The organism is Bacteroidota bacterium (genome assembly GCA_030706745.1).
Classification (GTDB): Bacteria; Bacteroidota; Ignavibacteria; order Palsa-1295; family Palsa-1295; genus PALSA-1295.
This window is the reverse complement of record JAUZNX010000004.1, coordinates 192,894-207,980: the sequence shown is the minus strand read 5'-3', so window position 1 is coordinate 207,980 and position 15,087 is coordinate 192,894. Positions and strand designations below refer to the sequence as shown.

Below are 15,087 nucleotides of genomic sequence, written 5' to 3'. Positions count from 1 at the left end.
GAATTGTTGGATCTTTGTATCGTTGTAGCCAAGTTTTGTTGAAATGCCTGTAACAAGGTGCTCTTTGCCGAGTTGTTCTTGTCGCAGGGTTCGTCTCATGGAGGATAGATGTGTCAAACGCTCCCAATAATTAGGAGGAAATCCTATGAAGAGACTCTGCGTGCTATTACTCGTTTCGTTGTTCTTGAGTCACACGGCCCATGCGCAGTCCAGCGGTGGCCCGATCATTAGCTATCAAGGCACAATCACGAATTCGGATGGCTCGCCGGGAGACGGGTCGTTCCGTATTGCCGTTTCACTCTGGACCGCCGAAATTGGAGGCAGCCAGATTTGGTCGGACGAATTCGTGACTCAAGTGACTCAAGGAGTGTTCAATCTTAGCTTAGGCACTGGCAAAGCGCTGCCGAAAGCATCTGATATGGACAAGTCTCTGAGGGTTTCGGTCGGGGTGAACGGTGGAGTGCCACTTCACCGCACACGACTTGGTGCCGTGCCGCTTGCGATGAATGTTGCAGACAGCTCAATTACATCCGCGAAGTTGGCGACGGATTACGTCGGCTCGATCAGCATCAACGGCCAGAAGGTGACAGGCAACGGAACCTCCCTCAACATCGCTGCAGGTAATGGAATCGAAGCAACCTACGATCCCGTCTCTTCGAGTTTGCTATTCGCGCTCGACAAGGCGATTAACAGCAAGGGTGCGAAGGTCCAAACTTGGGATAATGCAAACGGAGGCAGCGGAAATGTTTCGGCAGGCACCATGGATTTCCTCGGTGGCGGGTTTAATAATACGATTAAGAATCGAACCGCAAGCGGGGGGAAGAACACATTGACCGGTGGTGAGGATAATTACATCGAAACGAACGTACCAGGCGGAGATACCAACGTCCATCACAATTTCATTGGTGGAGGCCAGCTAAATACAATTTACGGATTCCAGAAGCTCGGCTTTGATGGCTGGGATGGCGACGAACTCAATCCTGTCATTACCCATAACACTATTGGGGGAGGGCAGGATAATACGATTTATGATATTGATCCGGACCTCCTCCCCTCTGGAGACAATGGAAATCACCGATGGAATTTCATTGGAGGTGGGCATCAGAACCGGATCAACGGCGACGCATCGGTCATAGGCGGAGGCGACACAAATGTGATCGATCGGACGACTTCTCTCAGTGTGATTGGAGGCGGAGAGTTCAACTCGATTGGCAATTTCCCATCCGAAGGGGACACAGACGCTGTTATCAGTGGAGGTCGGCAAAATACCATAACCGGGAGCGTATCGGCTATTGCAGGGGGTGCAAATCTCAAACTTGGCAAGTACTCTTTCGGCTTCAATGCTGACCAGACAACATCGCCACCCAAGATTACCAATCTTTCGGACTCGACGCAAATAGCATATTTCGGTAACGTCGATCTCATGCTCGGAAACGTGGACAATCGAGCGCGCAAGCTGAAATTCTATGCTGCGAACACTTCCTTAACCTATAATTTGACTGGCGCACTCTTCAGTTCATTCCGAGCAGGTGCACAAAGTTACTCATACGATTATACTCTTCCCATCGATTCGCCAAAGGTCGGTCGCGTCTTGGCGGTGAAGACCCTTGGCAGCGGCGGCGCGGGTACTCCATATCCCGTCGCGCTCGAATGGAAAGATGTCGATACTGGCACGGGAGGTGGCAATTTCTGGAGCCTCACTGGAAACAGTGGCACTACCACACCAACGAACTTCATCGGTACGCTCGATAGTATGGGTTTCGAGATACACATCCACAATAACACGCTTGATACATCCGGCGGTAACCAACGCGTCATGCGGTACGAGGAAGGCACTACTTCGCCGAATATCGTTGGCGGTTCGAGCGCGAACACCATCGCACCGGGACTCAGCGGCGCGGCGATACTTTCGGGTGGCTCGATATTGCAGCCCAACATACTCGATAGTGTGTCTGATTTCAGCGTGATCGCGGGTGGGCGGAATAACTATATTCAAGGTCCGTATAATGCCATCAGTGGCGGTGATTCGAACCGAATTGCGTTGTGGACGGATCACAACTGGATCGGTGGTGGCTTCGGCAATATCGAAATCAATGAGAGCTTCGGCGGCATTGCCGGGGGCTATCGGAACCTGCTGGATTCGGATGCATGGGAAGGATTTATCGGCAACGGCCAGCATAACTATATTGGAACGCCTATGGCGTTTATCGGATCCGGATATGATAACGCCATCTGGCACGATCCACCGACATGGTCCAATCCGAAATATTCGGGTGCGATTGTCGCTGGCCATGCCGACACGATCCATAACTCGGCTTATAGTATTATTGGCGATGGCGAGTTCAACATGATCAACTCGGCATGGTACTCTGCGATTGGGAGTGGCTCGCATAATCTGATCGACTCGGCGGCGACGTATGCAGCCGTGAGCGGAGGCGAGAAGAACGCGATCGGGAAGAGCGCGGACCATGCGGTCATCGCAGGTGGTGATAGCAATATGATTCTTTCGAGCATTAGTACCATTGCCGGGGGACGCAAGAACGTGATCGGTGCTTCCTCCGATTACTCGACGATCTCGGGTGGTGACAGTAATCATATCGATACAGTGGGCGGCACCATAGCTGGAGGCCAGAGCAATGCGATCGCTTCGCCACTGAGTACGGTTGGAGGTGGATTCGGTAACAGGATCATGACTGACACCACAGGACTCTCCATCATCGCCGGTGGCGGGAACAATAGGATTGACACGAACGCGTTTCTTTCGTCCATCAGCGGTGGACAATTCAATGCTATTCTAAGTCCGGTTGGCACGATGGGAGGCGGCATCAAAAACCGGATTGACACTGCCGCCTTCGCCTCCACAATTTCTGGTGGAGATACAAATACCATACGAGCCCGCTACAGTACGATCGGGGGCGGGTTGTGGAATCTCATCGACCGGCAGCAGGTCAGCTCTTGCTGGTGCAGTTCGCCGGCTTCCGTCGGCGTGATCGCCGGCGGTGTGCAGGATACGATCGGCTGGCTGGACGGGCGGTGGATTGATTCATCACTCCTCGATGCATTGTATGCTTCCCCAATTATGGCCGCGATCAGTGGTGGGTATAAGAATACTGTCAACGGCCATTACGGCGCTGTTGGCGGGGGGTACGAGAACCACGCAACGGGCGAGGGTGCGGCGATTCCTGGAGGCATTGGTCTTGAAGCGTATGAATTTCAGACAGTTGTGGGCAAGTACAACGCAAATCTTAAGCGGACTCAATATCATATTAGTCCCCTCGTGGATACCCTTCCTTCGATCGGAGATCTATGGACCTTCGTTGTCGGCAATGGGACATCTGCCGATTCCGCCCACCGCTCAAACGCCTTCGAAGTTTCCGATAACGGCCATTCCATCGTCCACGATTCGCTCGGCAATGGAACGGGTGGTCCGCCTCGCAACGATCCTATTCAAGGCGCAACATACAAGGACAATGTGATTAATGCGTGGGGGGATGTGCCGGGCACCAGTGCGATTGGCGTACCAATATACGTCCCGAACAGCTTCGGGATTGCGACAGGCGCATTCATACAGCATCTCGGGCTCGGGTTGTACCAGATTCGTATTGACTGCTACAATTCGGATGGCACAAATAGAACCTTAACGACTGCTGCTATCAACGTGACCGTCGAAGAGAACGGTGGAGAAGGATGCGGGTATGCAACCGTCTCAAGGATAGCCGGAAACTCGTTCTTCGTCCACACCTACAACGGTATGGGTTCGGGCTGCTCTCAGCATGACCGCGACTTCTTCTTTACCGTTGTGGGAAGATGAGAGTTCCGCACTGTCTTAATCGCTCGATCACGCTCAGCCTCGTGCTGAGCGTGGTCGGTGTGCTACAGACTGCGGAGGCACAATGGCATCCTGTCATGGTAACGGCGCATTGGTCCGCGCCGAATGGCACCGTGTATTTTCTGGACTTGCCCGGCCCCCCGCGCGTTGGATTTGTTTATGGCATCGACAGCGTGACCACCGCCCAACTACTCGAGGAGGTTATGTTCAAGACTACCAATGGGGGTACTACCTGGCGTGCCATTCCTGTAGGTGTTGGATCTTGGGCTAACGATATCACATTCAAGGATAGTCTTACCGGCTGGTTTGCCGAAAACAACCAGGGCGTCTATAAGACGACGAACCAGGGCGAGTCGTGGACGTTCCTTGCGAGCAGCCATAGCTATGGCAATGGCATCTATTATGACAAACTTAATGGCGGTCTGTTTCTCTCGACCTGGTCCACGTTTGGGAGTACCCATGACCTCTTAGTCTCCTGGGACGAAGGCTCGACATGGCAGCCGGTGCTGAACGCAGGCTTTGGGTATAATGGGTTTGCGTTCAACGATGACTTGAGGGGTATAGTCGCTGAAGGCGGTCAAGATGGATTCCGAGCGCCATGGCTTCGCACGACTAACGGCGGGCGGAGCTGGGTGCCTTTAGCAATTGACAGCGAATGCTGGCAACCCGTGGCAATCGCCGGTACGCAAACTCAGTTCGCGATTACGGATATGTACGCCAACATACTTCGAACTGATGACCTTTGGGATAGCTGGTCGGTGGTCTCCTCATTTCCTTCCAGCTTTTCAGACCCCAGAACAACCGGTACCATTCGCGGCGATTCCGCACACTTGATCGTGCAAATGGCGGATGGCTGTTATTTATCCCGGGATCAGGCACGCTCATGGGTACCGCTTTGCGGGCAACCGTGGGACACTCGCGAGTTGCCCCTATACGATCACCGCTTTTGGATGCGCTACCCGTACGTCTCGATAATTAATCGAGATGCTACAGGCATGACGCTTTGGATGCTGAACATCGATTCGATGCAGTATTTCCAGACAGGATTTGCTTTCGCCGACGGCTCGAAAAAAATCGAGATACCGGTTGGCGATTCGGTGACTGTCAACTACTCATCGGCCGAAAATCCATCGGTCGGCATCGACTCGGCGCATTTCGTTTTGCGGTTCGATCCGTCGCTCGATCTCAGCGCGTTGAAGTTGCCTGCCTCTTGGACGATTGTCGATTCAAGTTCGAGCGGCGGCGTGCTCGAGCTCACGATTCGGGATGCGGATACGGTGCAGCTTCCGAATCCAATTATTCAACTTACATTCCGCACCGTGCTTGCGGCGTCCTCCGCCAAAGTCTATCTCGACTCCGCGCATCTCTTTGGCAAGCGCCTGAACTGCGACTGCGCCGCGCTCTCGGTGGCCGGCCCGGATTCGGTGGAGATCGACTTCACCGGCTGCGGCGATTCCACACTACTTCGCTATATGTCGGGCCAGTCGCCGTTCGAGATTGTAAGCGTCGTGCCGAATCCGGCGCGGGATGCGATCGAGGTCCGGGTGAGCGGCAATCCCGCAGGGCTGCGCGCGGAGATGTATGATATGCTGGGGCGCCTGGTTAACGCCACCACCACCCCCCAGCCTACTCCGCTTGGCTTCGCAGGAGGGGGAGTTTGCTCCTTCGACGTGTCCGCGATGCCGGAGGGAGTGTACTATCTTCGGCTTTCGAGCGGCGGATTCAGTGCGTCGCGGCGGGTGGAGATTATTCGATAGAATTTTTGAATTTTCGGGAACACGGGTTTGGGAGTTTTCAAGAAAATGGTGCTATTATGAAAATTAAACTCAAATATCGAAGTGAAATGTAGTTTTCTTTTCAAGAAAGTGGTGCCATTATGAATTCTAAACTCAAATATTAAAATGAACGGTGCAAAAAAGAACGAGCGTCGCGATTTGTTCGCGGCGCTCGTTATGCCTATTTGTCTTTCCGCAAACCCCTTGGGTTACGGGAGAGCAAACTTCAAGCTTGCTCCGCCAGAAAGCGCTGTGACCTTCAGCTCGTTACCGTTGACGCGGGTCGCGCTGTTGAGGTGGTAGGTGTAGAAGGCCTCCGGGGTCAGCCAGATGGTGTTCCCGCTATTGATTGGGATGTCATAGCCAACGCCACCCTTGAGGGCACCCAGGTAGTCTTCCTTCTGTGGAATTTCGACTGTGGAATGCGTGGCGTCCTCGATATGCGAGCTGTGCGCATAGGTCGCGTTGACTGGCGTTGCCAGTTCACCACCGGCCATGACGTGGAAGTTATTGAAGCTATATTTGAACATCGCGTCTAAGCCGACGGTGAGCAAACTGACGACAAGCGGGTCCTGAATACCACCCTCGGCCTGGTCGAATTGTACGCTATAATCGTTATAGGAAATACGCGGTGCGAACATCATGTCTTTCAGGATCGGGATTTCCACACCGACTGAAAACTGCGGGTTCGCAAGTCCATGCGATTGATCGTAGCTGAGGCCATCGACGGAAAAGCTACCGGACTCCTGCCAGTTGGCATTCGCCGCGCCTCCAACGGTAACGGTCATGGTCTGCGGCCAGGTTACTTCGTCGTGAAGCTGTCCGACTCCGCCCATTTGTGCGAAGGCACTGGATACACCTATAGTAGCAAAAAAGGCGATCGCTGAAGCAGTGATAAGATGCTTGATTGATTTGAGTGACATAACGGTTTAATAATTAGTGAAATACTTGGCAACGCGGAAGCCCGTCTTATCGCCAATGCAACGTATAATTCTTGATGTCAAAATCGTCAAGGTGACTTCGATAGAGAATCGCCCGTTGCACGTGTTTGAGAAATGTAAATGAACTGAGATGGGATTGTTCGAAGACCGTGCCATAATTTCGTTTTCGCTTTTTTGATAGAAAGTTTAGAAATTGTAATGTGGGCTGCCGACGATTATACAATAGGAAAAGTAAAAGGACGCAGACTCAACCGTAAGGTACAATCCATGAAGTTGGTATTGTTTGGTGCGATTCTATTTGTGTTTGCTACGGACATGCATGCTCAGTCCGAAACGACGGCGTCAATAACAGTGCGTGAAGCCCTGCAAACCGCTTGTTCGAAGCACGCGCTACCAGCAATGGGCATTGCCGTGATTGCTGCAGACACGCTGGCGCTTGTTGATGTTACTGGTCTGAGGAAGCTGGGAGACACAGCACGTGAACGGCTGAACGATCTCTGGCATATTGGGTCTGATACGAAAGCGTTCACTGCTGCGATGATCGCACGGCTCGTTGATTCGCATGCCCTGACTTACCAATCGACGATCGGCCAACTCTTCCCCGAACTTCAAGGTAAGATCTTACCGGGTTATGATACCATTACACTCGAGACGCTCCTCGAGCACCGTGCAGGCCTATGGCATGATTGGCCACAGGCACTCTCGCGCAAACTCTTCGATGCCTATCGAGGACCCCTTCGAGATCAGCGGTTAAAGTTACTCACAACGCTTCTCGCATATCCGCCGGAGTTTAAGCCTGGGTCGAAGTACAGTTATTCCAATGCCGGTTATGTTATCGCAACGGCGATGGCAGAACGAGCGGCGAATACAGAATACGAACGGCTTATGGATTCACTCGTCTTTCAACCGTTGGGAATTACATCTGCAGGGTGGGGACTGATGAATACTCGTAGTACGAACGACAACACATGGGAGCACGAGGACAGGGCGGGCAGGCTAATACCAATCGATAACGTGCTCTCCGCAGATAATCCCGCCCTGATGAATCCAGCAGGACGCCTCCACTTGTCACTGGAGGATTGGAGCAAGTTTATTCGACTTTTCCTCCCAGGTTCAACAATGCACCTGCCCGGTTTGAATCTGGGACGATTCTTTGACAAACTTGCCTACATACGGTCGGATAGTATGGACTATCGAGATGGCTGGATCATTACGAACCGGTCATGGGCAGGCGGGATTGCATTGAATCATGCCGGGTCCAATACGATGAACTTTGTGAATGTCTGGGTCGCACCGAGCAAACACTTTGCAGTGATGGTCACATGCAATGCAGGAAACGATGCTGCGGTCCAAGCCGCCGAAGAAGTGATTGGAGCGGCAATCAGAGCATACCTTCAGTAGCCGGAGCGGTATGCTCTGAAAGTGCCGAAGCTCAATTACCTTTCGCCATCTTCTTCAGATCGAGAACTGCGTCCAGGTGCTTCTCTTCCATCAGCCCCTCCTCGAGCACGAGTGCGCGGATTGTCTTGCGCTTCTTCAGGGATGCTTTTGCGAGTTCAGCCGCCTTGAGATAGCCGATCTCCGGAGCGAGTGCAGTTACAAGGCTGCCACTCGTTTCTGCATAGTGTCGCATACGCTCACGATCGCAAACGATGCCATCGATGCACTTGCGCGCCATGACTTCGAGTGTGTTCGAAAAGATCTCGATTGCGAACGCGATGTTGAACTGCACGACGGGCATCATTACGTTGAGTTCGAGTTGGCCCCCTTGCGATGCGTAAGAAACGACCTGCTCGCAGCCTACGACTTGCATGGCGACCTGCGATACCATTTCCAGTATGGATGGATTGACCTTTCCGGGCATGATGCTCGATCCGGGTTGGACCGCCGGCAGTGTTACTTCAGCGAAGCCGGTCATGGGTCCCGAGCAAAGCATCCGCAAATCGCCAGAGATCTTGATAATATCAAGCGCAAGATTCTTCATGGCACCCATAAGGTGTACGAATGGCGCGAGCGATTGCATGAGTTCAAAAAGATCGACACCTTCCTTTACTTCGAGTCCCGTGTAAGTGCGAAGCTCCTCAACCACAAAGCCCCGATAGCCGACCGGCGTGTTGAGGCCTGATCCCGCAGCGCTGCCGCCAATTCCAAGATAGGCAACATCATTCTCGGCACCCATCAGGCGTTTCGTGTGCCGGCGCATCATCGTTGCCCATGCGCCAAATTCCTGTCCGAGCGTAATCGGTACGGCATCCTGCAAATGGGTGCGGCCGGATTTCACAGCATCGTCAAATTCCGTGGCCTTTTGTTCGAACGCAACGCGTAGAGTCTCGATGGCAGGATACATGCGCTCCCGCATCATCAGCATCGCAGAGAGTCGCATGGCCGTCGGATAACTGTCGTTTGTTGATTGCGACATGTTGACATGATCGTTTGGCGAAATCTGATCGTATGCGCCGCGGGGTTTGCCAGCCTTTTCAAGAGCACGATTCGAGATCACCTCGTTGGTGTTCATGTTGGTGCTCGTGCCGGCTCCGGCCTGGAAGACATCGACGACGAACTGATCCCGCAAGCCGCCTTCGATGATCTCGTCACAGACATCGCAAATGGCTTTCGAGAGCTCGGGCTTAAGCGCCCCAGCGCGCTCGTTCGCTTTGGCACATGCCTTCTTCAGGAGCGCATAGGCCCGCACAAAGGTCGGATGTGGTTTGAGCCCAGAGATCGGATAGTTCTGGACGGCGCGGAGGGTTTGGATACCGTAATATGCGTCATCGGGAAGTTCGAGGACGCCGAGGGAGTCGCGTTCGGTTCTCATAGTAATGCTAAGGCTGTTAGAGGAAAAGATTGTTCGGCGCCCCAAACAACGAATCCTTCAGAATTAACCCGAAAAAGTTCAGGTGTCACGCCCTCGATGAACCACGAAAAGCCAGCGACATCTGCCGCTGGCTTATCCGTCGAACTCTCCTCGGGCGCGTGTAGAACTGCTAAGCTCAGTGCATCACGACGTAATTGAACGTTGCTCCAGCAACGGATCCAAAACTCGCCCCGATAAACATGTGGATTACGAATTTGCCCGGCAATGATTCGACCCAGTATTTTTCGAGACCGTTCGTACTGAAGGCGGCCTGATCGTTCGCCGGGGTCAGCACGACCACGGGATTCGCACCGGTGTAGGCTGTGCCATATGTGACGGTCAGCGTACCCGCCCCATAGGCGCTGCAACTGAAGTTCACTGTTCCAAAGGCATCATTACCAACAGCGTTGCCACCCGCCACGACGACTAAGTCTCCCACGGCAGCCGGTACGATCGGCACCCCAGACGCGCTATTCGCCTGCTGCCAACTCAGCGTGCCAGTTCCATCGTTGGTGAGGACCTGGCCATTCGACGTTGCCTGCGCCGTCGGAAGTGTGTACTGAATGTTCGCGTTGACTTGCGACGCGCTTGCCACAAAGGATGTGTATCGTGTTGATGCACCGGTATAGGTCAAGCTTGTATTCGGCGCATAGAATCGCAAGGCGCGCGCGGTACCGTCCGTATTGCCGATCCAAAGACCGACATTACCAAAATAGGCCGTTCTTGCGAATGCCGATATATCCGTTGTCAGGAACCCTGTCCAGCCGTTGAATCCGAAGCTATAATCCCCGACCTTGATCCCGCTGCCGGTCGCTAAGGAATAGTTGCCCGCAGCAGTCACTTGTTCACCTGCGGCGATGGATGTCTGTCCTTGCGCACGCGCCCAATCGCCGATCGACGTAGCGTGCATGCCACTTGCAAAGGAGTTATTCCCCATTGCCGTGGAGTACAATCCCTGGGCATACGACCCACACCCCATTGCCACGCCGTTGTCGGCAGAGGCATAGACTCCCGATCCTAAGGCGATCGTATTATTTCCACTCGCGGTCGTTCCATTCGCTCCAAACGCAATGCCGTGAACGCCCGTAGCAAAAACACTATAGCCGGCAGCGAAGGAGTGATTTCCGCTTGCCTTCGTCCCCTGACCGAACGCCGCCGATCCATAGCCGATATTGGGATCATCCCAGTCAGTTCCGGAATTGCCCCAGCTATTGCCATCATCCCCGGCGTTGATGTCACCGGCTCGAAACGCCGCCAGGCTGGGAATCCACATCATGCGAGCGGCATGGCCAAGATTCGGATTGACGCCCGTGCCATTCTGATCGACGAGCGCACCGGCTTTGTTGGTCATCGTTGGCGAGACGCACCATTTTGTGCCATCCCATTCGAGCAGATCACCTGACTGCGTTCCCGGACACGGCAACAGCGAACTATTCGCGAGGCAGCTCTCCACGCTCTGGCAGAGATTCAGCCATATTGGTGCACTATTCGGACCCGCCGATGTCAGCACTTCGCCATTCGCGCCCGGTTGACCGTTGGGCATAAGCGCGCCGGAGAATTGGACGTTGCCATAGTTGCCTGGGCTCGCCGCAACGTCGAGCGCCTGCTGCGGCGAACACGTGCCAATACCGACGTTCGTGCTGGAGAGTGCTCCGTTTTGACCGCTGATCGATCCGAGCACAAGGCTGTTCGAGCTGCATACAACCGCGTTCGCGCCAATCGCGGTCGCATTGCTCAGGGCACCCGAGCCAACATTCGCGCCAGCGCCTAAGGCACTGTTGGAGGATCCAGTTGTAGTCCCAAGCAGCGCGCCTATGCCGACCGCCGTGTTGTGATCACCCGACGTGTTGTTCTCCAGCGAGTGTGCACCGAGAGCACTGTTCCCACCTGATGTATTATTGAAGAGCGATGACCAACCGACGGCAGTATTGTTGCCGCCGCTCTGATTATATGGCATCGCGTTCGTTCCGATAGCCGTATTCCAGTTGCCATCCGTGTTGTTCATCGCTGCATTCGCGCCGATGCCCGTGTTGTCGCGGCCAGTCAGATTGACACCCATTGAGAGGGCGTTATTACCGTGTCCGGTATTCCAGCATCCGGGAGCCGTGCCGGTCGTAGTAATCCCGTTCAGATTGGTGAAGAGGTTCGTCGAACATCCTGAACCTGGTGTCAGACCAAACCCTGAGAGGCAATTTGCGAGGAGTGTGCATGGATCTTGCCAGCTAAGGCTCCCTGCGCCATTTGAGGAGAGCACTTCGCCAGCGAATGTCGCATCCGCGAGAGGCAAGGTATAGATCACGCTCGCCGTCTGAGCACCTGCAACGAACCCCGTGAACTTTGTGGTGCCGGGGAAGGGTCCCGCCGGCGTCGGGTTTGGCGCGAAGAAGTAAAGAGCGCGAGCTACAGCGTCGTTGTTAGCAAGCCAGAGATCGGTGTTCCCGAGGACGGTGGTGTTTGCGGCGCTCACGCTCATGTTGTGGTTTCCGTAGGGATTCCAGTAATCTTGATTGCTATTGCCGCCGAGGAAACCAAAACTTCCTGCGCCGGATAGAGTCAGACCCTGGCCGCCGGGTATCGCGGTGAACTCTCCGCTCGCCGTGTTATTTGCACCGCCGGCAACAGCTGAGCCATAGCCACTCGCCACATGTTTGAACCCACCGCCAACCGATGAATAAGCGCCATTCGTAACACTCCCATTTCCGCCCGCGATCGTGGAAATAAATCCTCCGGCGGTGTTATGCTCGCCGCCACCAACGGTCGCATCCGATCCGTTGGCCGCATTGATCTCACCGCCCGCTACTGTGGAACCACCTGTCCATGCGGTGTTCTGATTACCACCACCAACGGTCGCATAAGAGGTGTTGCCACCGCTGTTACCGGCCTGATTATGCCATCCACCGCCGATTGTCCCGAAGTTGTCGGCAACTATATTAACATTTCCGTTTGCGCCACCGCCGGAGATTGTGGCTCCATAGACGTTCGCGCCGACGTTGTTCCCGTTGAAGCCACCGATAATGTTGGCGCTTGTTCCATTCGGCTCGTATCGCATGACACGCTGATTGCCACCAGAGGCTGAGCCGGCATGATTGACATGGATCTCAAATGCCGTGTTGTTCGTCGTACCCAGGAAATCGATGCCTGGATTGGTGGGCGCGTTGCCGTTAAGATGCCAGTCATTCCCAACAAGCCCGGTGAGCCCTGTGCAGTAGCCACCGGCAATCGCAGCAGTCAAGAGAGTGCAAAAGTCCAACCATACGGGCGGGTTATCCGCACCGGTCGAAGTTAGAATCTCACCATTCGCGCCGGGAAGTCCATTCGGCATCAGCGCATGTGAGAACTGAATGTTACCATATAAGCCTGAGCCGGCGCTGCCTTCGACATCGAGTGCCTGCGCGGGTGTCGTCGTTCCGATGCCAACCTTGGTGCTGGTACCACTCTGGTTCACTTGAAAGATTGAGCCAAGCACCAGTGAATTGTCCTGATTCACGAGAGCATGCGAACCGATTGCGGTAGCATTCGTCAGATTGTTGACGCCAACATCGGCCCTATGCCCAAGGACGGTGTTGTCTGAACCCGAGGCGTTAGACCAGCCTGCGCCCTCGCCCGAGAATGTGTTGTAGTCTCCCGTGAGAGAAGCGTATCCGGCGTCCCATCCTGTAAATGTATTGCCAGTGCCAGTCGAGTTCAATTGGCCGGCATTTACACCCGAAAATGTATTCAAACTGCCGGTGCTGTTCTCCTGTCCTGCAAAAGAGCCGGAGAACATGTTACCGCCTCCCGAAGTATTCAAAACACCAGCATTATAGCCGATAAACAAATTGTTATCGCCGTCAATGTTAGAGTATCCTGCATCCTCCCCGACGAAAGTGTTCATGGATCCACTGGTATTTGAGTGCCCCGTATGATCCCCCAGCCACGTGTTGTAAAGTCCGAGATTTACACTATGGTCTATACCGAGTGTTAGAGTCCCGACATCCTCCAATACAGTAACCCCACCAATCTTGTAGGTGCCAACAACATTCATGCTGCCCGGTAGACTCAGGCCCCCGGAGTCATCCAACTGCACCAAGTCTCCTGGCCCGTTGAAGGCATTGCCTTGAGTGGTAACATTCATGGCGTCCAGTGCGGCATAATCCAGAATTGGCCGGTTGACGCGGCGCGTGCTATGGTTGAGCACATCGATGAGGTTGTTCGCTTGCAGCGAATCCTGCGGAAGGGTCTGATCACCCAACCAGGTATTCTGTCCGTTGAGGACCAGCGTACCGCTGCCCGATGGGATTCTAACAGAATCCTTATGTTGATGGCAACACGTCATTAGAACGAGGCTATCATCCAGAACCAGATTCCCCGAACCGTCCAACCTTACAAGCAGACCCGGCTCGTTGAATGTGTTGCCTTGCCGCGTGATACGAGTGCTGGGGCTGGTATTAAGTACCGCCATGAGGTTGTTGCCTTGTGCGGAATCCTCCGGGAAAGTCTGTACGGCCGTCCATGTATTGGCATGTCCAAGATCGAGTGAGAGCGTCCGGTCTGCGCTCAGGTCGCCACCGCCAGTAAGCCCCGCGCCCGCCGTGAGGCTGCGTGATTCGGTCAGAAGCTTGCCACTGTCTCTCGGCAGTTTGATTACCGGATTGCTGGTTAAACTGTCCGGAGGCTCCAGGATCGCCATGTGACTTCCATAGCCCTGGTACAGATTCAGGATCCCTGGATTGCTTCCGCTATTGGTCCCGAGGTAGGTCTGACCGCTCTGCGTGTTCAGGTAGGTCGATTGCGTCACGGTCAGTGTGCCGGTAACCGTCGTATTGCCTTGCGGGGCAGCGCCTTTCATATTGGATGCATTGAGCGCATCGGATTTCAGGATAATTGAATTCGTGGCCGGATCGACGGAAGCGAGGATACCATCACCCGTCACAATACTGACATCACGGCCCTGACCCGTTAGCTTTTGACCATTGACGGAAATGGACTTCACATAATCGGTGCTGATCTTCTTCGAGGTGATCGAGCTATCGGCCACATTCAAGGAATAGGGTGAGGCTGAGAGCGGTGCAAGCGGCTGTGCCTCGGCGGATTCCCCGACTTGAATACTGATCCACATGGGCGCGTCCATTGCATGAAGTGAGGGCAATGGATACGCCCCGGTACCTAGCGTCAAGTTAAAGACTCCATTTTCCACAGTCACTCGATACGTGCCTTGCCAGACCAGGCTCTTGCCATCGGCGTCGGAATACAGTCGCGCCGTTATCGCATATTCTCCATCGGTTACGGAAGCCCCGTTTGCTCCACGGAGGACACCCTGATACGAAATTGTTCGTGGAATATCGTGCCGCGCGTTTGGCGTCATAACAGTCTGTTCGCCGCGGACAGCGGACGCTTCGGATACGGGCGTGGTCCTCGGTTGCCCAATCCCCGTACTCGGTAATACGAGCACGAGCATTACTGATGCAATGACTAACACTGCTGCTGGAATGGAATGGTGACGGACGTATGATGTCATGGAAGGATCAAGTTAAGCCCCGAAAAATGGATTTTTGCGGTTGCTGCAAAGATGGCGATCACAGGCTCATATTACAAGTGCCAGAAGTCATGATCTTACCGATAAAAGTCACGAAAAAACCATGACTTGAGTCACCCCTCGGTGAGAACGAGAGGAACGGAGCCAGATCGATACCTTGGATTTTCAGTCCG

The 15,087-nt window shown here is 54.1% G+C and carries 6 protein-coding genes; 3 read left to right on the top strand and 3 right to left on the bottom strand.

The window, feature by feature from the left end; all coding sequences use genetic code 11:
• Positions 1-145: 145 nt before the first annotated feature.
• Entirely contained in the window at positions 146-3,811 is a 3,666-nt protein-coding gene (locus Q8902_07155) for a hypothetical protein (protein ID MDP4199332.1), read from the top strand.
• Entirely contained in the window at positions 3,808-5,586 is a 1,779-nt protein-coding gene (locus tag Q8902_07150; GenBank protein MDP4199331.1) for a T9SS type A sorting domain-containing protein, read from the top strand. Before Q8902_07155 ends, Q8902_07150 begins: the two co-directional genes overlap by 4 nt.
• Positions 5,587-5,813: 227 nt before the next feature.
• On the opposite strand, the gene Q8902_07145 is transcribed toward Q8902_07150, so the two are convergent.
• Positions 5,814-6,527, bottom strand: coding sequence for a hypothetical protein (locus tag Q8902_07145; GenBank protein ID MDP4199330.1), 714 nt, complete (start codon positions 6,525-6,527; stop codon positions 5,814-5,816).
• A gap of 285 nt (positions 6,528-6,812) precedes the next feature.
• On the opposite strand from Q8902_07145, the gene Q8902_07140 reads away from it, so the two are divergent.
• The gene (locus tag Q8902_07140; protein MDP4199329.1) at positions 6,813-7,946 is read left to right on the top strand and encodes a serine hydrolase domain-containing protein; all 1,134 of its coding nucleotides are present in this window, start codon (positions 6,813-6,815) and stop codon (positions 7,944-7,946) included.
• 31 nt (positions 7,947-7,977) lie between these two features.
• On the opposite strand, the gene Q8902_07135 is transcribed toward Q8902_07140, so the two are convergent.
• Both Q8902_07135 and Q8902_07130 read right to left on the bottom strand, forming a co-directional pair.
• On the bottom strand, positions 7,978-9,360 hold the full coding sequence (locus tag Q8902_07135) for an aspartate ammonia-lyase (GenBank protein MDP4199328.1): 1,383 nt from the start codon (positions 9,358-9,360) through the stop codon (positions 7,978-7,980).
• A gap of 175 nt (positions 9,361-9,535) precedes the next feature.
• The gene (locus Q8902_07130; protein MDP4199327.1) at positions 9,536-14,896 is read right to left on the bottom strand and encodes a hypothetical protein; all 5,361 of its coding nucleotides are present in this window, start codon (positions 14,894-14,896) and stop codon (positions 9,536-9,538) included.
• Positions 14,897-15,087: the final 191 nt, after the last annotated feature.